The 20,868-nt window shown below is 67.3% G+C and carries 16 protein-coding genes; 8 read left to right on the top strand and 8 right to left on the bottom strand.

The features are described 5' to 3' along the window. The first annotated feature begins 298 nt into the window (after positions 1 to 298). From Mschef_RS00565 to Mschef_RS00555, 3 genes are all read left to right on the top strand, one after another. Positions 299 to 2,584, top strand: coding sequence for an NADP-dependent malic enzyme (locus tag Mschef_RS00565; protein ID WP_081125926.1), 2,286 nt, complete (start codon positions 299 to 301; stop codon positions 2,582 to 2,584). Between the two features lie 184 nt (positions 2,585 to 2,768). Further along, entirely contained in the window at positions 2,769 to 5,468 is a 2,700-nt protein-coding gene (gene aceE / locus Mschef_RS00560; RefSeq protein ID WP_081125925.1) for a pyruvate dehydrogenase (acetyl-transferring), homodimeric type, read from the top strand. Further along, a complete protein-coding gene (locus Mschef_RS00555) occupies positions 5,465 to 6,217 on the top strand; it encodes a hypothetical protein (protein ID WP_136256392.1) in 753 nt (250 codons plus the stop codon). Before aceE ends, Mschef_RS00555 begins: the two co-directional genes overlap by 4 nt. Before the next feature lie 60 nt (positions 6,218 to 6,277). Here Mschef_RS00555 and Mschef_RS00550 read toward each other — a convergent pair whose 3' ends face one another. Further along, the gene (locus Mschef_RS00550; RefSeq protein WP_081125923.1) at positions 6,278 to 6,691 is read right to left on the bottom strand and encodes a universal stress protein; all 414 of its coding nucleotides are present in this window, start codon (positions 6,689 to 6,691) and stop codon (positions 6,278 to 6,280) included. Positions 6,692 to 7,206: 515 nt separating this feature from the next. Between Mschef_RS00550 and Mschef_RS00545 the strand changes: the two genes are divergently transcribed. After that, on the top strand, positions 7,207 to 7,902 hold the full coding sequence (locus Mschef_RS00545; protein ID WP_081125922.1) for a queuosine precursor transporter: 696 nt from the start codon (positions 7,207 to 7,209) through the stop codon (positions 7,900 to 7,902). A 72-nt stretch (positions 7,903 to 7,974) separates the two neighbouring features. Here the strand turns inward: Mschef_RS00545 and Mschef_RS00540 are convergent, their stop codons facing one another. The 7 genes from Mschef_RS00540 to Mschef_RS00510 form a co-directional block, all read right to left on the bottom strand. Further along, complete coding sequence (locus tag Mschef_RS00540) at positions 7,975 to 10,044, bottom strand: sodium-translocating pyrophosphatase (RefSeq protein WP_081125921.1); 2,070 nt, start codon at positions 10,042 to 10,044, stop codon at positions 7,975 to 7,977. Between the two features lie 101 nt (positions 10,045 to 10,145). After that, complete coding sequence (locus Mschef_RS00535) at positions 10,146 to 10,859, bottom strand: glycosyltransferase family 2 protein (protein ID WP_081126733.1); 714 nt, start codon at positions 10,857 to 10,859, stop codon at positions 10,146 to 10,148. Between the two features lie 84 nt (positions 10,860 to 10,943). Further along, positions 10,944 to 11,819 carry a ParB/RepB/Spo0J family partition protein gene (locus Mschef_RS00530; protein ID WP_081125920.1) on the bottom strand — a complete coding sequence of 292 codons (876 nt, stop codon included), beginning with the start codon at positions 11,817 to 11,819 and terminating at the stop codon, positions 10,944 to 10,946. Positions 11,820 to 11,908: 89 nt separating this feature from the next. After that, a complete protein-coding gene (locus Mschef_RS00525) occupies positions 11,909 to 12,700 on the bottom strand; it encodes a ParA family protein (protein ID WP_081125919.1) in 792 nt (263 codons plus the stop codon). Then, positions 12,697 to 13,350 (bottom strand): 16S rRNA (guanine(527)-N(7))-methyltransferase RsmG, encoded by a 654-nt coding sequence (rsmG, locus tag Mschef_RS00520; protein WP_081126732.1) that lies wholly within the window; start codon positions 13,348 to 13,350, stop codon positions 12,697 to 12,699. Before rsmG ends, Mschef_RS00525 begins: the two co-directional genes overlap by 4 nt. 209 nt (positions 13,351 to 13,559) lie before the next feature. Continuing rightward, positions 13,560 to 13,982, bottom strand: coding sequence for an SPFH domain-containing protein (locus Mschef_RS00515; RefSeq protein WP_081125918.1), 423 nt, complete (start codon positions 13,980 to 13,982; stop codon positions 13,560 to 13,562). A gap of 209 nt (positions 13,983 to 14,191) precedes the next feature. Beyond that, complete coding sequence (locus Mschef_RS00510) at positions 14,192 to 16,018, bottom strand: tetratricopeptide repeat protein (RefSeq protein ID WP_081125917.1); 1,827 nt, start codon at positions 16,016 to 16,018, stop codon at positions 14,192 to 14,194. Positions 16,019 to 16,216: 198 nt separating this feature from the next. On the opposite strand from Mschef_RS00510, the gene Mschef_RS00505 reads away from it, so the two are divergent. The 4 genes from Mschef_RS00505 to Mschef_RS00490 all read left to right on the top strand — a co-directional run bounded on the left by Mschef_RS00505 (position 16,217) and on the right by Mschef_RS00490 (position 20,858). Then, positions 16,217 to 17,827, top strand: a complete 1,611-nt coding sequence (locus Mschef_RS00505; RefSeq protein ID WP_081125916.1) for a S10 family peptidase — start codon at positions 16,217 to 16,219, stop codon at positions 17,825 to 17,827. Between the two features lie 16 nt (positions 17,828 to 17,843). Then, on the top strand, positions 17,844 to 19,403 hold the full coding sequence (locus tag Mschef_RS00500) for a S10 family peptidase (RefSeq protein ID WP_081125915.1): 1,560 nt from the start codon (positions 17,844 to 17,846) through the stop codon (positions 19,401 to 19,403). Between the two features lie 127 nt (positions 19,404 to 19,530). Further along, positions 19,531 to 20,523, top strand: a complete 993-nt coding sequence (hemB, locus tag Mschef_RS00495; protein WP_081126731.1) for a porphobilinogen synthase — start codon at positions 19,531 to 19,533, stop codon at positions 20,521 to 20,523. A 104-nt stretch (positions 20,524 to 20,627) separates the two neighbouring features. Continuing rightward, positions 20,628 to 20,858, top strand: coding sequence for an NADPH-dependent FMN reductase (locus Mschef_RS00490; RefSeq protein WP_081125914.1), 231 nt, complete (start codon positions 20,628 to 20,630; stop codon positions 20,856 to 20,858). Positions 20,859 to 20,868: the final 10 nt, after the last annotated feature.

Here is a 20,868-nt window from a genome sequence, read left to right as displayed (position 1 = left end):
GCGAGGTCGGAGCTGGCCCGGGCACGCGCCATTGCACCTGACCGCCGCGTCTCGCGTCATCGCACGAACCTCGCCAGGCCCGACGCGCGCGCGCACCACGCGGCGCTGCACCCCACCCCACCCGCCTTCGGCGCGAGCGTGGCAACTCCTCCACGCGGCCCGGATGTTGGCGGCATGGCGCCGGGTCGTCCGCGGCTTCCGGGCGCGTCCGTTGCTGCCGTGCAGCGTTTGGTGCTGCTGCCGCGCTTGTAGAATGAACGATTGTTTTTCACGCCACGGCGCCACGGTCGCGTCATCCATGAGCTTATCCGACGAACTCAAACAGGCCGCCCTCGAGTATCACCGCCAGGCGCCGGCGGGCAAGATCAAGGTCACCTCCACCAAGCCGCTGCTCACCCAGCGCGACCTCGGCCTGGCCTATTCGCCGGGCGTGGCGGCGGTGTGCGAGGCGGTCGTCGACGATCCCACCAATGCCGCCACGCTCACCGCGCGCGGCAATCTGGTGGCGGTGATCAGCAACGGCACCGCGGTGCTGGGCCTGGGCGCCATCGGCCCGCTGGCGGCCAAGCCGGTGATGGAAGGCAAGGCGGTGCTGTTCCAGAAGTTCGCCGGCATCGACGTGTTCGACATCGAGATCGACGAGCGCGATCCGGACAAACTGGTCGACATCATCGCCAGCCTCGAGCCGACCTTCGGCGGCATCAACCTGGAGGACATCAAGGCGCCGGAGTGTTTCATCGTCGAGCGCAAGCTGCGCGAGCGCATGCGCATTCCGGTATTCCACGACGACCAGCACGGCACCTCGATCATCGTCGGCGCGGCGGTGCTCAACGCCGTGCACATCGTCGGCAAGCAGCTCAAGGATGTGCGCGTGGCTGCGTCCGGCGCTGGCGCCGCGGGCATCGCCTGCCTGGACATGCTGGTCAGCCTTGGCGTCAGGCCGGAGCATATTCTGGTCAGCGACAAGGACGGCGTGCTGTATCAGGGCCGCCCTGGTCTGGATCCGCAGGGCGCGCGTTACGCGCGGCCAACGGATGCGCGCACGCTGGCCGACATCGTCGTTGGCGCCGATGTGTTTCTCGGCGTGTCCGCCGGCGGCGTGCTCAAGCCGGAAATGGTCGCCAGCATGGCGGCGCGGCCGATCGTGCTGGCGCTGGCCAATCCCACGCCCGAGATCCAGCCCGATGCGGCGCGCGCGGTGCGCCCGGATTGCATCGTCGCCACCGGGCGCTCGGATTACCCGAATCAGGTCAACAACGCACTCTGCTTCCCGTACATTTTTCGTGGTGCGCTGGATGTCAGCGCCAGCACCATCAACGAGGCCATGAAGATCGCCTGCGTGCACGCCATCGCCAAGCTGGCGCGGCGCGAGGCCAGCGACGTGGCCGCGCGCGCCTATGGCGGCAAGGCGCCGCACTTCGGCCCCGACTACATCATTCCGCAGCCCTTCGACCCGCGCCTGCTGGTCGAGCTGGCGCCCGCGGTGGCGCAGGCGGCGATGGACTCCGGCGTGGCCACGCGCCCGATCGAGGACATGGCCGCTTACCGCGAACGCCTGAGCAATTTCGTGTTTCGCACCGGCTGGGCGATGAAGCCGGTGTTCGCGCGCGCCAAGGCCGAGCCCAAGCGCGTGGTGTACACCGAGGGCGAGGAGGAAACCATCCTGCGCGCCATACAGACCGTGCTTGAGGAAGGACTCGCGCGCCCGATCCTGCTCGGTCGCCCCGAGGTGATCACCAGACGCATCGAGCGCATTGGCCTGAATCTGCAGCCAGGGCGTGATTTCGAGCTGGTCAATATCCACTCCGATCCGCGTTTCAACGACTACTGGCAGCAATACCACCAGCTCGCCGAGCGTCGCGGCGTGACCCCGGCGCTGGCCAAGTCGCTGGTGCGCTCGCGCAGCACCCTGATCGGCGCGCTGATGCTGGCCCGCGGCGAGGCGGATGCGATGATCTGCGGCGTGGTTGGGCGCTTCCAGAAGAAGCTCGAGCACTTGCTCGAGGTGCTGCCGCTGGATCCAGGCATCAGCGCGCCCGCGGCGATGAGCGCGGTGGCCAACGACAAGGGCCTGACGTTTTTCCTGGATACCCACGTACAGGAAAATCCCAGTGCCGAGCAGATCGCGGAGGCGACGCTGCAGGCGTCCCTGCGCCTCAAATTGTTCGGCATCACACCACGCATCGCGCTGCTGTCGGTATCCAATTTCGGCAGCCGCAATACGCAAGGCGCGCTGAAGATGCGCCGTGCGCTGCAGCTGATCCGTGCGCACGTGCCCAGACTGGAAGTGGAGGGCGAGATGCAGGCCGACACGGCGCTCAATCCCGAGATCCGCGAGCGCCTGTTTCCGAATTCCAATCTCAAGGGTCCGGCCAATGTATTCGTGCTGCCGGACCTGGAAAGCGCGAACATCAGTTTCAATCTGGTGCGCAGCATGACCGACGGCGTGGTGATCGGGCCGATCTTGATGGGCCTGTCGCGGCCGGTGCATATCCTGACGCCGGCCTCCACGCCGCGGCGCGTGGTCAACATGACCGCGATCGCCTGTGTCGAGGCGCAGATCCGCGCCGCGGCTGGAGTCTGAGCGGAAATCGAGCCGGACCTGCGTGCGGCGACCCGCGCAAATCGTTCGCGTGGCGCTAAAATGAAAAGGTTGCGGGGCACTGCCAATGCGCGTCCGCAACGCCCGATTCCCCTGGTGTCGCACGTGCGGCACCGTGGCCGCGACGGCGGCCTTGGCGACGCGGTAACGCGGCGTGGAGCAGCACATGGACCCGATCACCGACATCCTGCAGCAGGATCCAGATCCCAGCGAAACACGCGAATGGGTTGAATCCATCGATGCCATCCTCGAGCGCGGCGGCGCGCCGCGCGCGCATTTCCTGCTCGAGCGCATGGTCGACGAGACGCGCCGCGCCGGCGGCATGCTGCCGTTCGCGCCGACCACCGAATACATCAACAGCATTCCCCCCGAGCGCGAGGCCAAGAGTCCGGGTGATGCCGCGCTGGAATGGCGCATCCGCTCGATCATCCGCTGGAACGCGATGGCCATGGTGCTGCGCGCCAACCGCAAGCCGGGCGAGCTGGGCGGACACATCGCCAGCTTCGCTTCGAGCGCCACGCTGTACGACGTCGGCTTCAACCATTTCTGGCGCGCGCAAAGCGCCGATCACCCTGGCGATCTGGTCTGCTTCCAGGGCCACTCGAGCCCGGGCATCTACGCGCGCGCATTTCTCGAAGGCCGCATCGACGCCGAACGGCTGGATCATTTCCGCATGGAAACCGGCGGCCAAGGGCTGCCCTCGTACCCGCATCCATGGCTGATGCCGGATTTCTGGCAATTGCCCACGGTATCGATGGGTCTGGGCCCGATCCAGGCCATCTATCAGGCGCAGTTTCAGAAGTACCTGGAGCACCGCGGCCTGGTGCCGAAGACCGATCGCAAGATCTGGTGTTTCCTCGGCGACGGCGAAACCGACGAGCCCGAGTCGCTGGGCGCGATCGGTCTGGCCGGGCGCGAGCATCTGGACAACCTGATCTTCGTGATCAATTGCAACCTGCAGCGTCTGGATGGCCCGGTGCGCGGCAACGGCAAGATCATCCAGGAACTCGAGGGCCAGTTCCGCGGTGCCGGCTGGAACGTGCTCAAGCTGATCTGGGGCAGCTACTGGGACCCGCTGCTGGCGCGCGACAAGGATGGCCTGCTCAAGCGCCTGATGATGGAAACCGTCGATGGCGAGTACCAGGCTTACAAGGCTTTCGGTGGCGCCTACACGCGCGAGCATTTCTTCGGCAAGTATCCCGAGACCAAAGCCATGGTCGCCAGCCTCTCCGACGAGGACATCTGGCGCCTCAACCGCGGCGGTCACGATCCGCACAAGGTCTACGCCGCCTATCACGCCGCCATGCACACCGAGGGCATGCCCACGGTGATCCTGGCCAAGACGGTCAAGGGCTACGGCATGGGCGATGCAGGCGAGAGCCAGAACATCACCCACCAGCAGAAGAAGATGGACACCGCTGCGGTGCGCGCCTTCCGCGACCGCTTCAACATTCCGGTGGCCGACGCCGAGCTCGAGGAGGTGCCGTACTACCACCCCGGTGCGGATTCGCCCGAGGTGCAGTATCTGCGCGCGCGTCGCGAGGCACTGGGCGGTCCGCTGCCCAGTCGCCGGCGCATGGCCGACCACGCGCCCGTCGCGCCCGGGCTGGATGCGCTCAAGCAGATCACCCAGGGCACCGGCGAGCGCGAGATCAGCACCACCATGGCCTTCGTGCGCGGCCTCAACCTGCTGCTGCGCGACAAGGACATCGGCCCGCGCATCGTGCCCATCGTCGCCGACGAGGCGCGCACCTTCGGCATGGAGGGCATGTTCCGCCAGATCGGCATCTACGCACCGTTCGGCCAGAAGTACCGGCCGCAGGACGCCGACCAGCTGATGTATTACCGCGAGGACCAGTCCGGCCAGGTGCTGCAGGAAGGCATCAGCGAGGCCGGCGGCATGGCCGCGTGGATGGCGGCGGCGTCGAGCTATTCATTCCACAACGTGCCGATGCTGCCGGTGTTCATCTACTACTCGATGTTCGGCTTCCAGCGTGTTGGCGATCTGGCCTGGGCGGCGGGTGACATGCGCTGCCGCGGTTTCCTGATCGGCGGTACCGCCGGGCGCACCACGCTCAACGGCGAAGGTCTGCAGCACGAGGACGGTCACAGCCATCTCCTGGCCGCGGCGATTCCCAACTGTCACGCCTACGATCCGACCTTCAGCTACGAGGTGGCGGTGATCCTGCACGACGGCGTGCGCCGCATGTTGCACGAGCAGGAGGACGCCTATTGGTACCTGACCGTGATGAACGAGAACTACGCTCACCCCGAGATGCCCGCCGGCGTCGAGCTGGACATCGTCAAGGGCATGTACCTGTTCCGTGCGGCGGATGGCGGCAAAACCAAGGGCAAGTCCGCCGCGCCGCGCGTGCAGTTGCTGGGCTCGGGCACGATCCTGCGCGAAGTCATCGCCGCCGCCGAGTTGCTGGACAAGGATTTCGGCGTCAAGGCCGACCTGTGGAGTTGCCCCAGCTTCACCGAGCTGGCACGTGACGGCATGGAATGCGAGCGCCGGCAGCGTCTGCACCCGCTGCAGAAGCCACAGACCTGCTTCGTCGCGCAGCAACTGGCGGGCCACGATGGCCCGGTGATCGCCGCCACCGATTACGTGCGCGCCTTTCCCGAGCAGATCCGCGCCTACCTGCCCCTGGGGCGCCGCTACGTGACCCTGGGCACGGACGGCTTCGGTCGCTCGGACACGCGTGCGCACCTGCGCGCGTTCTTCGAGGTGGACCGCCACTGGATCGCGCACGCCGCGCTGGCCGCGCTGGCTGCGGAAGGCGCGGTGCCGGCCAAGGAGGTGGCGCGCGCCATGGAGCTCTACCAGCTCGACCCTGACAAGCCGTTGCCGTTGCACGCATGAGCGCTGTACATACCCGTCGCGTGGCATTGCGCGCCGCCATGCTGCTGCTGGCCGGGCTCGCGCTGGTCGGCTGTCAGCAGGGCCCCACGGCCGCGCAGCGCGAAGCCGCCGCGCACGCGCAGGCTGCCGCGCAGCGGCTGGAGCAATCGCAGCAGGAGCTCAAGCTGTACCACGAAATGCTGGCACGCAAGGACATCCAGCTCGCGGCCAGCCTGGGCCAGCAGATCGAGCAGATGTATCCGGGCACGCCGGCTGCCAGCACCGTGGCCAGGGATCTGCCTGCGCTCACCGCCGAGGCCGCGAAGCAGGCGCAAGCACGGCGCCTCGCCGCGCTGTGGGATTACCAGACCGGCGTGCCCATGGAAGGCGGCACGCAGAACACCGCCTCGATCAATGCCACGCGCAGCGACGGCACGCAGGGCACGATCCAGCTGATCCTGCGCCGGCACAGCGCGTGGGGACAAAGCGTGTACCTCTATGGTCAGGCGCCGGGCTTTGTGTGCAAGGGCATCTGCCGCGTGCCGGTGTCCGTCGATGGCGGCAAGCCGCAGGGCTGGGCAGCGTATCTGCCGCCCACTGGCGAGCCGGCGCTGTTCATCAAGGACGACGCGCGCTTCATCCGCCTGCTTGAGAAATCCCGAGTGCTCGAGATGCGCGTGGATTTGAAACAGGGCGGCACACGCATGCTCAAATTCGAGGTCGCTGGCTTCAATCCGGCGGATTTCCCGGCGCTGCCCAGCAAGCACTGAGCATTTCCGCCGGTGCCGGAATCCATTGGCACGACGGCATCGAATGCATGCAAAAACGTCTCAGGGCACCACGGTCACCGGCACCTGGCTGTTTTCGACGACCTCGCCCATCACCGAGCCCAGCAGCCAGCGTGCCAGCGCGCCGCGGCCGCTGTTGCCGATCACCAGGTGATCGAAGCTGCCGGTCTTGATCTCGGCCAGCAACACATCACCGGCCGAGCCGGGCACGACTTTCCAAGCGGTCTTGACGCCGGCCTGTGCGGCACTCTCCAGCACCTTCTGCGACAAACCCGGGCGCAGCGCCTTGCTGTCGGCCATCAGCGAGGCCGTGGCCTCCGGGCTGGCTGCGGGCAGCATCGCCGCGTACACCACCTGCAACTCGGCGCCGAAGCCCTGCGCCAGCTTGAACGCGAACTGCAGCGCGCGCTGCGCGGCGGGCGAATCGTCGTAGCCGACGAGGATCTGTTTGGGCATGGTGTCGGTCCACTGGGGGAATCGCGCAATGATGCGCGCATTGCCGACGCTGCTCCAGGATTGCGCGCGGATCCTGCATGCCCTGCGGTCGCAGACGGGCACCCGGCGCGATGGTGCGCGGTCGTCGTGGCCACCCCATGCGCGGCAAGGATCACGAAACCGCCAACTTTACGAGGTGTGCCTATCGGCTTCATCACGCCAGGCCGAGGCAACGGGGCTAGCACGTGTGCCCCCTCTGGATTGGATCGATCATGCGTCGTCTGCGCATCCTGCTTTTTGCGTTGTGCCTGTTGCCCACATAGGCCGCGGCCGCAGAAACCACACCCCAGGTCGGGCAGATGGCTCCGGGCTTCAGGCTGCAAGACCAGAACGGACATTGGAAATCGCTGGCTCGATATTGTGGCGAAAAGGGCCGGCGCGGTGATGCCGCAAGCCGTTCTGGATGACAACAGGGGCGGTGAGGCCGTAGCTTCGCCTCTCCCGGAGACCTGCGCGAAGCCGCGCGAGGAGTCGACATGGCCGCCGTGCCGCAGCGTCAATTTCGCTACTACGACCTGATCCTGGGCGCCTTCGTCTGCGTGCTGTTATGCGCGAACCTGATCGGGCCAGCCAAGATCGCCGAGGTGCATGGCATCGATTTCGGTGCCGGCGTGCTGTTCTTTCCCATCTCCTACCTGTTCGGCGACATTCTCACCGAGGTCTACGGTTACGCGCGCTCGCGGCGCGTGATCTGGTCGGGGCTGATCGCGCTGGTGTTCGCCTCGATCATGAGCGCGGTGGTGGTGGCCTTGCCGCCCGCGCGCGGCTGGCACGACCAGGCCGCCTACGAAACCATCTTCGGGCAGACGCCGCGCATCGTCATCGCCTCGATCACGGCGTTCTTCGTCGGCGAGTTCGTGAATTCATTCGTGCTGGCCAAGATGAAGCTGCTCACCGCAGGACGCTGGCTGTGGACGCGCACCGTCGGCTCGACCGTGTGCGGCGAGGGCGTGGACACGCTGGTGTTCTACCCGGTGGCATTTCTCGGCGTGTGGAATCATCACCTGCTGCTGCGCGTGATGGCCTTCAACTACATCGCCAAGGTGCTGTGGGAAGTGCTGGCCACGCCGCTGACCTACCGTATCGTGGCCTTCCTCAAGCGCGTCGAGCACGAGGACTACTACGACCGCGACACCGATTTCACGCCGTTCTCGCTGCGCGTAACGCGCTGAATCCGTGCCGCAAGCAGGCACAGAAAACCCCGCCGCAGCGGGGTTTTCTGTGCCTGTGCGGACTGCGCGCGCTCAGTGCATGGCCAGCAGCGGAATCAGCAGCAGCGCGACGATGTTGATGATCTTGATCAGCGGATTGATCGCCGGGCCGGCGGTGTCCTTGTAGGGATCGCCGACGGTGTCGCCGGTGACGGCGGCCTTGTGCGCCTCGGAGCCCTTGCCGCCGAAGTGGCCGTCCTCGATGTACTTCTTGGCGTTGTCCCAGGCGCCACCGCCGGTGGTCATCGAGATGGCCACGAACAGGCCGGTGACGATGGTGCCGATCAGCACGCCGCCCAGGGCCTCGGGGCCGAGCAGGAAGCCGACCAGGATCGGTACCACGACCGGCAGCAGCGAGGGGATGATCATTTCCTTGATCGCCGATTTGGTCAGCATGTCGACCGCGCGCGAATAGTCGGGCTTGGTGGTGCCTTCCATGATGCCCGTGATCTCGCGGAACTGGCGGCGCACTTCCTCGACCACCGCGCCGGCCGCGCGACCGACCGCCTCCATCGCCATCGCGCCGAACAGGTACGGCACCATGCCGCCGATCAGCAGGCCGATGATGACCATGTGGTTGGACAACGAGAAGTCGAAGGTCTGCTGCGCCATGCCGGTGGCCAGCGCGTGCGCCTTGGCGGCGAGGTCGAGGTTGTGCGTGTAGTCGGCGAACAGCACCAGCGCCGCCAGCGCCGCCGAGCCGATCGCGTAGCCCTTGGTCACAGCCTTGGTGGTGTTGCCGACCGCGTCCAGCGGATCGGTGACCGCGCGCACTTCCGGCGGCAGGCCGGCCATCTCGGCGATGCCGCCGGCGTTGTCGGTGATCGGGCCGTACGCGTCCAGCGCGACGATCACGCCGGACATCGACAGCATGGTCGAGGTGGCGATGGCGATGCCGTACAGGCCGCCTGCCCAGAACGCCACGCCGATGGCCAGGCAGATCGCCAGTACCGGCAGCGCCGTGGATTTCATCGATACACCCAGGCCGGCGATGATGTTGGTGCCGTGGCCGGTGGTGGAGGCCTTGGCCACGTGCTGCACCGGCTTGTACTCGGTGCCGGTGTAGTACTCGGTGATCCACATCAGGACCAGCGTCAGCACCGGGCCGGTGACCGCCGCGATGAAGATGCCGTCGACGCTGATGCCGGCGATGCCGCCCATCATCGCGCGGGTGATGAACCAGAACGCGATGATGGTGAGCACGCTGGTCACGATCACCGCCTGCCACAGCGCGCCCATGATCTTGCCACCGGGTTTGACCCGCGCCAGCACCAGGCCGATCACCGAGGCCAGGATCGACACGCCGCCCAGCACCAGCGGATAGATCACCGGCGCCATGCTGAGCGCGCCGAACAGCAACCCGCCGACCAGCATCACCGCGATCTTGCTCACCGCGTAGGTCTCGAACAGGTCGGCGGCCATGCCGGCGCAGTCGCCGACGTTGTCGCCGACGTTGTCGGCGATCACCGCCGGGTTGCGCGGATCGTCCTCGGGGATGCCAGCCTCGACCTTGCCCACCAGGTCGGCACCGACGTCGGCGCCCTTGGTGAAGATGCCGCCGCCCAGACGCGCGAAGATCGAGATCAGCGAAGCGCCGAAGGCGAGGCCGATCAGCGCGTGCAGCGCGGCCTCCTCGGTATGCCCGAACCACGTGGTGAGAATGTAGAAGTAGCCACTGACGCCGAGCAGGGCCAGACCGGCGACCAGCATGCCGGTGATCGCGCCACCGCGAAACGCCACCTTGAACGCCGCCGGCAGCCCGCTGCGCGCGGCCTCGGCGGTGCGCACGTTGGCGCGTACCGACACGTTCATGCCGATGTAGCCGGTGGCGCCGGAGAGGATCGCGCCGATGGCAAAGCCCAGCGCCGTGCCCCAGTTCAGCGCGAAGCCGATGACCACGAACAGCACCACGCCGACCATGCCGATGGTGGTGTACTGGCGGTTGAGGTAGGCGCGCGCGCCGACCTGGATCGCCGCGGCGATTTCCTGCATGCGCGCGTTGCCGGCCGGCTGCGCCAGCACCCAGCGCGTCGTCACGATGCCGAAGAGAATCGCCACGACCGCGCAAGCCAGCGCGATCTCAAGACCATACTGTTGCAGCATCGACCCCTCTCCCGTGTTGATGGATGACCAGCCCGGCTGGGCGGTCGCGCGAGTATAGGCAAGCTTGCGTGTTGCGCCTTGATGCGGCGCAAAAGCCGGCGCTAGAGTTCGTCGATTCCGGTCAGCCGCGTGCGCCGCATCAGCCAAGCCACGCCGTGCAGGTCCGACAGCCCTACCCACAGACGGTTCCACATGCCGTACTTGGACACGCCGCGCGTGCGCGGGCGGTGCGCCACCGGCACGCTCTGGCAGGCATGGCCGGCGCGGCGCACCAGCGCCGGCAGAAAGCGATGCATGTGATCGAAATACGGCAGGCGCAGAAACATCGCGCGCTCGAACAGCTTGAGCCCGCAGCCGGTGTCCGGTGTGGCGTCGTGCAGCAGGCGCGCGCGCACGCCGTTGGCGATCTTCGAGGAGATGCGCTTGGAAAAACCGTCGCGGCGTGTGGTGCGCCAGCCCGCGAAAAGCTTCACGGCTGGCGTCGCCACGGCGCGTGCCGCCAGCAGCTTGGGGATGTCGGCCGGATCGTTCTGGCCGTCACCGTCCAGCGTGGCGATCCACGCGCCGCGTGCCGCGCACACGCCGTTCCACACCGCGGTGCTTTGTCCGCTTTGCACGCGGTGGCGCAGGATGCGCAGCTCGGGAAACCGCGCGCGCGCCGCCTGCAGCACGGCCAGCGTGTCGTCGCGGCTGGCGTCATCCACGTACACGATCTCGAATGCCGTGTGCCCGCGCAGTGTGGCGGCGATCTCGCCCAGCAACGGCAGGATGTTGTCGCGCTCGTTGAACACGGGCACGACCACGGACAGGGGCAGGGCGTCGGAATCGGTCACGGTACGGACCACGCGGCAAGTGGCCGGCGATTATCGCCGATCATGCGCGGCGGCCGTGGCCACGCATCAGCGGCGCAGCTTGGCGAGCAGCCCGTCGAGTGCATCGAGGTTGTGATAGTGCAACACCAGTTTGCCGTGTCCGCCACGGCCGCCCTGCAATTCGACGCGCGTGGCCAGGCGCTCGGACAGCTCTCGTTCGAGCACGGCGAGGTCGGCGTCGCGCGCCTTGCGCAGCGGCTTTTTTTTCAGCGCGGCGATAGGCGCGTTCTGCGCATGGCGTGCGGCGGCTTCCAGTTCGCGCACCGACCACTGCTGCGCGGCGGCCTGCTCGGCCAGGCTCAGCGCGAGTTTTTCCGGCAGTGCGGCCAGCGCGCGCGCGTGGCCCATGTCCAGGCCGCGCGTATCCAGCAGGGCGCGGATGCGTGCAGGCAGTTCCAGCAGGCGCAGCAGGTTGGATACCGCCGCGCGCGAACGGCCCACGGCCGCGGCCACTTGCTGGTGGGTGAGTCCGAATTCGTCGATCAGGCGCTGCAGTGCGTCGGCTTCCTCCAGCGGCGACAGGTCCTCGCGCTGGATGTTCTCGATCAGCGCCAGCGCCAGCACGGTCTGCTCGGGCACCTCGCGCACCAGCGCCGGTACCTCGGCGAGGCCGGCGCGCTGCGCCGCGCGCCAGCGGCGCTCGCCGGCGATCAGTTCGTAGCGACCCTTGGGCAGCGCGCGCACCACGATCGGCTGGATCATGCCCTGGGCCTTCAGCGAGGCAGCCAGCTCGTCCAGCGCAGTTTCATCGAAATTGCGCCGCGGCTGGTACTTGCCTGCCTGGATCAGGCCGACCGCAAGCGTGGCCAGCGTGCCATCGCCGCCGCTGTCGCCCGCCGGCGCATCCGCTTGCCCAAGCAGGGCATCGAGGCCGCGTCCCAATCCGCGTTTCTTCGCCGCCATGACGGTACCTCAGCAGGGGCCGTGCGCGTGTGCGCGCAACGGCGGGTTGGACAGGTGTGCATGCGTGGCCGACATCAGTGCGTACGCATTCAGTGCATGGGCGCGCTGGCGCCCTGGTGCTGGCGCTCGCGGCGGATCATCTCGCCGGCGAGGCCGAGATAGGCCAGTGCGCCACGCGATTCGCGGTCGTACAGGTTGATCGGCTTGCCGTGGCTGGGCGCCTCGGCGAGGCGCACATTGCGCGGAATGATCGAGCGCAGCAGCAGCTCGCCGAAGTGCTGGGTGAGCTGCGCCGAGACGTCGTTGGCGAGGTTGTTGCGCACGTCGTACATGGTGCGCAGCAGGCCGTCGATCTGCAGTTGCGGGTTGAGGCGCTTTTGCACCGCCGCGATGGTTTCGCGCAGGCTGGCCAGACCTTCCAGCGCGAAGTATTCGCACTGCACCGGGATCAGCACGCCGTGCGCCGCGGTGAGCGCATTGAGCGTGAGCAGGTGCAGCGTCGGCGGGCAGTCGATGAGGATGGTGTGGTAGCGCTCGCCGAGTTTGGCCAGTTGTTCCTTGAGGCGCATCTCGCGCGCCAGTGCGTCCATCAGCTTGAGTTCGGCCGCGGTCAGATCGCCGTTGCCGGGCAGCAGGTCGAAGCCGGCTTCGGTGGCGATGATGGCGCGTTCGATCGGCACTTCCTCCAGCAGCACTTCGCAACCGGTCGCGGCCAGCGTGCGTTTGTCCACGCCCGCGGCCATGGTGGCGTTGCCTTGCGGATCGAGATCGACCAGCAGCACCTTGCGCCGCGCTTCGGCCAGCGCCGCGGCAAGATTGACCGCGGTGGTGGTCTTGCCGACTCCACCCTTCTGATTGGCGATGGCGATGATGCGTGTCATGGTGCGTGCCGACTCCCCGTGTCGCTGCGGCGGATGATGACCACATGCCGCGCCGCGTCCAGACCCGGCACGTGCAGCGGCAATGTCGCGGCAGCATAACCGGCTGGCAGCGCCGCCAGCTCCGCGTCAGGATAGCGGCCTTTCTGCGCCAGCCAGATGTTATCCCGCGTGAGCAGGTGTCCGCCCCAGCGCAGCATGTCGGGCAGGCTGGCAAGGGCGCGCGCGGTGATCGTATCGAAGCTGCCGCGCAGTGCCTCGACGCGCAGGTGCGCGACGTCCGCGTTGAGCTTGAGGGTATCGATGGCGGCCTGCAGAAAACGCGCCTTCTTGCCGTTGCTGTCGACCAGGGTCACGTGCAGGTCGGGGCGCGCCAGCGCCAGCGGAATTCCCGGCAGGCCCGCGCCGCTGCCAAGATCGGCCAGCCGCGTGCCCCGCACATGCGGCAGCAGCACCAGCGAGTCGAGCAGGTGGCGCGTGACCATCGCGCTGCGCTCGCGTACCGCGGTCAGGTTGGTGTGTTGATTCCACTGGTCCAGCAACGCCAGATAATCGAGCAGGCGCTGTTGCGTCGCCGCGGGCACGGCGTCGTCCAGCTCCAGTGCATGCAAGCCAGCGGCGAGTATCGAGGCGGGGATGGTCTGGGATGACATGCGGCGCGCGCGCGGCACAGGCCGCAGGGCCAAGCAGTATAAGCGCGCGGCGCGGCTCAGAGCCTGTGAAAAATTCCGCGTCGTGAGGAATTTTTCATCGGCGCGTCCGGCACAGGTCCGTACGCGCCGCCGCGAATCAGCCACGTGCGTGACCGCTTCGCGTCCGGCCATCCATGGCCGGGCTGAGAGGCTGAAAAATTCACAGCCTCTCAGGCCGACAGCAGCTCGATGCGCGTGATCAGCAGGCCGAAATCGCGCAGGCGCTGGTTGAGCGAAGCCTTCAACTGCGCCGGCTCGGCGCCGCGCTGCGCCGCGCATATTTCGACGGCGGTCTGGCTGAGCAGGGCTTCGGCGCGCTCGATGACGCCCTCGGCGCGCGCCGGTTCCAGCACTTGCCAATACACGCGCGCGTGCAGCTCGGGCGCGCTCAGATCGAGCATGTGGCCGCCGAGACTGATGCGATGCTTGACCCGCTCCAGCAATGGCAGCACGAAGTGCGTGCCCGGCTCCAGGCGGCGCGCGTGTCCGTCGAAACGGGTCAGCGTGACCACCGTGCCTTCGGGGATGCGCTTCACCGCCAGAAAGGCGGTGGCCACGAACAAGGCAAGCAGGGCGAATAGCAGCAGTGACATGATTTTTATCAGCTAGTTGAATGTGAATGCTCAGTGTAATTTTGCATTGGAAACGCAAGTCTATGTTTCTACAGCTCGATCATCGCTTAACTTTATAGTAACGGCAAGCAACCTTGCCTGAATCCAGCCGTTCTGACCGAGGCGCTGTTCACGGAATGGACAAGCATCGGACGTGCCAGCGCGCTGCGTGGCGATGAAACGGCGGCCATTCAGCCCGGCAGCACGTCGAAGGCGATGGTCAGCCGTGTGCGGGTGCCGCTGAAGGGCACGGTGCCGTGCCACATATACGACGGAAACAGCAGCAGCAGGCCAGGCGCGGGGCGCACGTAATGCTCGGCGGGCAAGGCCGGCGTCAGTGGCAGCGGCACCGCGCCGAAGCGTATCCAGCCGGCGCGTTGCGCATCGTCGCCCACGACGCCGGGTTGCGCATCGCCCATGGCGTCCGGCAAGTCGATGTAGCACGCCGAGGACAGCCAGCCGTCGGGGTGCACGTGATCGACGTGGAAGCCCTGCGCGCGCAGTTGCACCGACCACGCACTGTGCACGCGCCAGCGCCCGTTGTTGCGCCGGCGCAGTGCGTCGGCGCCCCGGCCCAGCACGGCCAGATGGCGATCGAGTGGCCCGACGATGGCGTGATCGAAAAACGCGCGGATCACCGGATCGTCATGCCGGGCCAGATCGCCCATGGTCTGCGCGCCGCCGCGCAGCGATTGATCGGGCGGGTGTCCGCGCAGGATGTGCAGGCGGCGCAGCGTGGCGCGCAAGTCATCGAGATAAGCGTCGAGACTTGTCCAGCCGGGTGGGGTGTCCAGTGTCCACGCGCGCACCACGTTGGCGTAGTCATACAGCGCGCGATAGCGCGCGTCGCCGCTGGCGCGCCACAGCACGGCCTGCAGTGCCAGCAATTGCTGATCGTCGGGACGCGCGGCCTGCGCACGCTGCAACAGCGCGGCGGCTTCGGCGAGTTCGCCGCGCACCAGCAGAGCCTGGACCAGCGCCTCTTGCGCCAGCCCGGGCGCGCGTGCGGCGGCGCGGCGCGCATGCGCGAGTGCGCGCGCGGGAACATCCTTGAGCGCCGCGCTGGCAGCGGCGACCTCGAGTTGCGCAGCGGCACCCGGTAGCGCAGCGGCGCGCGCGTACAAGGCGTAAGCGGTCTGCGCGTCGCCGGCGCTGCCGTGCAACTGCGCCTTGAGCGCGAGCAGCGCGGCATGGTCGGGCTGGCGTTGCAGCGCGGTATCCAGCGCTGCGGTGGCGTGGGCCAGATCGCCGCTGCGCAGCCATAGCAGACGCGCATAATCCTCGTGCAGCGGCGCGCAGTCCTGGTCGTGCTGCAGGCCCTGGTGGAACGCGGCCTCAGCTTCGTCCAGACGATGGGCGGCAGCCAGTGCGCGCGCCAGTACACCCCATGTTTCGGCGTCATCCAGGCCCAGTTGCATGGCGCGCTGCGCGCTGGCGATGGCCGCGTCGTAGCGGCCGGCGCCGTGCAGCGACAGCGCCAGGTAATGCGCGGCATCGGCACGCCGGGGATGCGCGGCGGCGATGCGCTGCAGCAGCGCCAGCGCCTCGGCGTCGCGCTGGTCGGTGCGCAGCGCCAGCGCGTGTTCCAGCTGCAGGGCCGCATCGTCGCTATGCGCGATCGCCGCCTGGGTGATTGGCAGCGCGTCGCGCCCGCGCCCGCTGTGGCGCAGCAATTGCGCCAGGCTGAGCGCGGCGCGCATGAAGCGCGGGTCGTCCTGCAGCGCACGGCGCAGTGCACGTTCGGCAGCATCGATTTGTCCGGCGCGCGCCAACAGCTCGCCCAGCGCCACGCGCGCCGGCACCCAGCGCGGGTCGAGCTGCAGCAGTTGCGCAAAGGCCGCGCGCGCGGCGTCGAAATCACCGAGTTCCTGGCAGGCGCCGCCCAGCAGCCACAGTACCTGCACACTGGCCTGCGTTTGCGCCAGGTGCTCTTGCAGCAGATCGCGCGCCGCGGCGTAGCGGCGTTCGCGCAACAGCAGTGCGGCATCGCGGACGGCCTGGGGCGGGGTGCTGGACATGCAGCGAGTGTCTGGCGTCCGGCGTGGTCCCGCAATGGTTGGTCGCTGCCCGGCCTGCGGTTCGCGCGGCGCGACTGCGGACGCGTCGGGGAACCATGCCGCGCGCACGTGGTCATAGACGGTTCAGCGGTCGCGGCGTGCAGGATTCGCGCCGAATCGTTCGGGTCCACAACCTAGGGTGTCGACATGCGCAGTGCCATGAAGACCATCATCCAGCAGGCTGTGCTCGGCGCAGTGCTGATCGCGGCCCTGCCGCTGCTCGTGCCCGTTGCGCGCGCGGCCGCGAAACCCGCGGTCGCGAAGACCGTCAAAGCCGCCAAGCCGGCGCCGCTGCCGATTCCCAAGGCGCGCAGCGTGGTCACCCATCACAGCGTGGTGATCGATGGTCAGCGCATCGACTACACCGCCACGGCCGGCACGCTGCTGCTGTATGACGCCAAGCATCAAGCCACGGCCAGCGTGTTCTATATCGCCTACACCAAGGACGGCGTGCGCGATCCGGCGCGGCGCCCGATCACCTTTGCCTACAACGGCGGTCCGGGTTTTGCTTCGGCGCTGGTGGATGTTGGCGGTTTCGGCCCACGCCGGCTGGTGTGGCCGGCGCCGGGCGATGCCAAGGCGGCGCAGCCGCCGTACCGGTTGGTGCCCAACGCCGACAGCATTCTGAAAAGCACCGACCTGGTATTCATCGATGCGGTCGGCACCGGCTACAGCCGCATCGTCGGTTACGGCATGCCGAAGATGTTCTACGGCATCAACGGTGACGCGCACGCCTTCAGCCAGTTCATCCAGCGCTACGTGCAGCAGAGCGGGCGCTTCCAGTCGCCCAAGTTTCTGCTCGGCGAGAGCTACGGCACCACGCGCTCGGCAGTGCTGGCACGCGATCTGGTGGGCAAGGGCGTGTATCTGGATGGCGTGATCCTGTGCTCGACGGTGCTGGATTTCGCCACGCTCAATACCAATCCCGGCAACGATCTGCCCTATGAGCTGTATCTGCCCTCGTACGCGGCGGTGGCCTGGTACCACCATCGCCTGCACCCGCAGCCGCCGGATCTGCCGGCCTTCGTGCACCAGGTCGAGCAGTTCGCCGGTGGCGCCTACGCGCACGCGCTGTTCCAGGGCGCGGCGCTGCCCGCGGCCGAGAAGGCGCGCATCGCCGCGCAACTGGCGCGCTACACCGGCCTGCCGGTGGCGCTGTGGCTGCGTGCCGATCTGCGCATGCCGCTGTCGGTGTTTCAGCGCAATCTGCTGGGCGATGGCTATAGCACCGGCCGCTTCGACGCGCGTTTCATCACGCCGGAACTGCAGCCGCTCGATCCAGAATCAGGCGGCTCGGCCGCCGGCGCGGCAACCACCGCAATCTGGGGCGCGCTCAGTACCCGCTTCGATGATTACCTGCGGAACAGCCTGCATTACCGTAGCCAGCACTTGTATGTGCAAACCAGTGGCACGGTGTTCAAGGCCTGGGATTGGGGTCGCTACACGCCACCGCTGAGCGCACTGGCGCAGGGCGTCGGCAGCGGCAAGACCCTGGGCCGCGTGCGCAACGTGGCACCTGCGCTGGCGCGCGCCATGAGCAACGACCCAGCCATGCAATTGCTGCTCAACAACGGCTGGTTCGATCTGGCCACGCCATTCGACGCCACCAATTACACCATCGCACACATGGGTCTGCCGCAGGCTCTGCAAGGCAACATCCACGAGGACTACTACAAGGTTGGACACATGCTGTATCTGAATCCGGCCGTATTGCCGCAATTGGCGCACAACATCGACGCTTTCATCACCCATGCCGCCGCGCGCGGCTGATCGCAGAGGACCACCCATGAAACGTAACCTCGCCCTGCTGCTGGCCGGCACCGCGCTCTCCTTGAGCCTCGGCGTCAGTGCCGCCGACGCACCCGCCAAGCCCGAAACCCAGTCCGCCGCCGCACACGTGGCGCCGCCCAAGGACGAGAAATCGGTAACCCACGGCAGCGTCACCATCAACGGCAAGCGCATCGACTACACCGCCACCGCCGGCACCATCATCCTCAAGAACAAGGAAGGCAAGCCCACCGGCAGCATGTTCTACGTGGCCTATGTGAAGAACGGCGTGCGCGATCCGTCCACGCGGCCGATCGCGTTTCTGTACAACGGCGGCCCCGGCTCCTCCAGCGTGTGGCTGCACATGGGCGCGTTCGGCCCGGTGCGCGTGATCAGCGGCGATGCCCGCCACACGCCGCCGGCGCCGTACAACGTGGTCAACAACAATGACTCGCTGCTGGACGTCAGCGACCTGGTGTTCATCGATGCCATGGGCACTGGCTTCAGCCGCATCATCGGCAAGGACCAGGGTGGCGTCGGCACGCCCAAGGATTTCTACGGCGTCAACGCCGATGGCAAGGCTTTCACCCAGTTCATCAGCGACTACGTCTCGCGCAACGACCGCTGGAACTCGCCCAAGTACCTGATCGGCGAAAGCTACGGCACCACACGCTCGGCGGTGCTGGTCAACGACCTGCAGCAGCAGGGCATGGACTTCAATGGCGTCGTGCTGATGTCCTCGATCCTCAACTTCGAGACGGACAGCTTCAACCCGGGCAACGATCTGCCCTACATCAGCTTCCTGCCCAGCTACGCCGCGGTGGCCTGCTACCACAAGGTCACGCAGTGCCCGGCTGATCTGCCCGCCTACCTGCAACAGGTGAAGAACTTCGCGCGCGGCGAATACGCCAGTGCGCTGATGCTGGGATCCTCGCTGCCGGCTGCCGAAAAAGCGCAGATCGTGCAGAAGCTGGCGCAATACACCGGCCTCAAGCCGAGCTACATCGAGAAAGCCGACCTGCGCGTCAGCCTGTTCCAGTTCATGGCCGAGCTGCAGCGCAGCAAGGATCTGGTCACCGGACGTCTGGACGGCCGTTACTCGGGCTATGCCGCCGACCAGCTGGCCGAGTATGCGTTCAATGATCCGCAAAGCGACGCCATCACCGGCGCCTACACCGCCGCGTTCAACCGCTATGTGCGGCAAACGCTGCACTTCGGCGAGGATCGCAACTACATCGTGCTCAGCGACACGGTGGGTCGCGACTGGAACTGGAAGCACTACGGCGGCCGCATCAACTGGCCGGGCTACACCAACGTCGCGCCCGATCTGGCCGCGGCCATGCGCTACAACCCGCACCTGAAGGTGCAGATCGAAAACGGCTACTACGACCTGGCCACGCCGTTCTACGGCACCGAGTACACCGTCGAACATCTCGGCCTGCCACCGGCACTGCAGAAGAACATCACGCTGAACTTCTACGACTGCGGCCACATGCTGTACGAGCAGCCGCAGTCGATCAAGCAGCTGCATGCCAACCTGGTCAACTTCATCCGCGGCAGCGACCAGGGCAATCGCTGAACCCGCGACAAGTGCGTTGCGGTTTCATCCCGGCATCCCGGACGGCGCACCGCGCCGATCCGGGATCCGGCGCGGCATCGACACCAGCGCGCGGCGTAAAATGGCGCATTGTCAGTGGAGCCGCGCCATGAGTTATCCCGCCACGCGCCTGCGGCGCATGCGCCACGACGCGTTCTCGCGCACGCTGATGCGCGAGACCGTGCTCACGCCCGGCGACCTGATCATGGTCGCCTTCGTCTGCGAAGGCAGCGATCGCAGCGAGCCGGTGGCCTCGATGCCGGGCGTCGCGCGGCTGTCGATCGACCGCCTCGAAACCCTCGCTGCCGAGTGCGTGGCGGCCGGCATTCCGGCGCTGGCGCTGTTTCCGGCGCCGGGTGATGGTGTCAAGAGCGAGGATGCGCGCGAGGCCTGGAATCCCGAGGGTCTGATGCAGCGCGCGATCCGCGTGCTCAAGCGGGCGCATCCCGAACTGGGCCTGATCGGCGACGTCGCGCTCGATCCCTACACCACGCACGGTCAGGACGGCCTGATCGACGAACACGGCTACGTGATGAACGAGCCGACCATCGTCGCGCTCACCCGTCAGGCGCTGGCGCAGGCCGCGGCCGGCATCGATTTTGTCGCGCCCTCGGACATGATGGACGGGCGCATCGGCGCCATCCGCGCGGCGCTGGAGCAAGCCGGGCACATCCACACGCGCATCCTTGCCTATTCGGCCAAGTACGCATCCAGTTTCTACGGCCCGTTCCGCGATGCGGTCGGTTCGGCCGGCCATCTCGGCAAGGGCGGCAAGCACACCTACCAGATGGACATCGGCAACAGCGACGAGGCGTTGCGCGAGGTCGAGCTGGACATCGCCGAGGGCGCCGACGCGGTAATGGTCAAGCCCGGCTTGCCGTATCTGGATGTCTTGTATCGCGTGAAGCAGCGCTTCGGCATGCCCACCTTCGTGTACCAGGTCAGCGGCGAGTACGCGATGCTGAAAGCCGCCGCGCAACACGGCTGGCTCGACGAGAAGGCGGTGGTGCTGGAAACCCTCACCGCGTTCAAGCGCGCCGGCGCCGATGCCATCCTCAGCTATTACGCGCTGGATGCCGCGCGCTGGCTGCGCGCGGGCTGAGCGGGGGTGTTCGCCACAACCGGCTTGCGACGCGGGGTACCCACGTCACCCCGTGGCGTTTCCATCCTGTCGTGTTCCACGACGATGACCCCGCGCGGGGCAGCATGAGAGTTCTTGCGCTTTCCGGCAGCCTGCGCGCCGCATCGATCCATTCCGCGCTGCTACGTGCCGCGGTGCGGCTGGCTCCGGCTGGCATGGAGCTGCGGCCGTGGTCCGGCATCGGTGATCCGACGTTGTTCAATCCCGACCATGAGCCGCATGAGCCGGAACGCGTTGCCGCACTGCATGCCGAGGTTGCAGTAGCCGACGCGCTGCTGGCTTTGCAGTCGGCCTAGGGTCACCGGC

The organism is Metallibacterium scheffleri, from assembly GCF_002077135.1.
Classification (GTDB): Bacteria; Pseudomonadota; Gammaproteobacteria; order Xanthomonadales; family Rhodanobacteraceae; genus Metallibacterium; species Metallibacterium scheffleri.
This window is presented reverse-complemented; position numbering and strand designations above follow the sequence as displayed.

What these genes read in the sequence shown, in the direction of transcription:
- Mschef_RS00525 (WP_081125919.1), bottom strand. Translation starts at nt 12,700, where the DNA reads ATGACACGCATCATCGCCATCGCCAATCAGAAGGGTGGAGTCGGCAAG.
- Mschef_RS00515 (WP_081125918.1), bottom strand. Translation starts at nt 13,982, where the DNA reads ATGTCACTGCTGCTATTCGCCCTGCTTGCCTTGTTCGTGGCCACCGCC.
- aceE (WP_081125925.1), top strand. Translation starts at nt 2,769, where the DNA reads ATGGACCCGATCACCGACATCCTGCAGCAGGATCCAGATCCCAGCGAA.
- Mschef_RS00505 (WP_081125916.1), top strand. Translation starts at nt 16,217, where the DNA reads ATGAAGACCATCATCCAGCAGGCTGTGCTCGGCGCAGTGCTGATCGCG.
- Mschef_RS00540 (WP_081125921.1), bottom strand. Translation starts at nt 10,044, where the DNA reads ATGCTGCAACAGTATGGTCTTGAGATCGCGCTGGCTTGCGCGGTCGTG.
- Mschef_RS00550 (WP_081125923.1), bottom strand. Translation starts at nt 6,691, where the DNA reads ATGCCCAAACAGATCCTCGTCGGCTACGACGATTCGCCCGCCGCGCAG.
- rsmG (WP_081126732.1), bottom strand. Translation starts at nt 13,350, where the DNA reads ATGTCATCCCAGACCATCCCCGCCTCGATACTCGCCGCTGGCTTGCAT.
- Mschef_RS00555 (WP_136256392.1), top strand. Translation starts at nt 5,465, where the DNA reads ATGAGCGCTGTACATACCCGTCGCGTGGCATTGCGCGCCGCCATGCTG.
- Mschef_RS00500 (WP_081125915.1), top strand. Translation starts at nt 17,844, where the DNA reads ATGAAACGTAACCTCGCCCTGCTGCTGGCCGGCACCGCGCTCTCCTTG.
- Mschef_RS00545 (WP_081125922.1), top strand. Translation starts at nt 7,207, where the DNA reads ATGGCCGCCGTGCCGCAGCGTCAATTTCGCTACTACGACCTGATCCTG.
- Mschef_RS00510 (WP_081125917.1), bottom strand. Translation starts at nt 16,018, where the DNA reads ATGTCCAGCACCCCGCCCCAGGCCGTCCGCGATGCCGCACTGCTGTTG.
- Mschef_RS00490 (WP_081125914.1), top strand. Translation starts at nt 20,628, where the DNA reads ATGAGAGTTCTTGCGCTTTCCGGCAGCCTGCGCGCCGCATCGATCCAT.
- Mschef_RS00530 (WP_081125920.1), bottom strand. Translation starts at nt 11,819, where the DNA reads ATGGCGGCGAAGAAACGCGGATTGGGACGCGGCCTCGATGCCCTGCTT.
- Mschef_RS00565 (WP_081125926.1), top strand. Translation starts at nt 299, where the DNA reads ATGAGCTTATCCGACGAACTCAAACAGGCCGCCCTCGAGTATCACCGC.
- hemB (WP_081126731.1), top strand. Translation starts at nt 19,531, where the DNA reads ATGAGTTATCCCGCCACGCGCCTGCGGCGCATGCGCCACGACGCGTTC.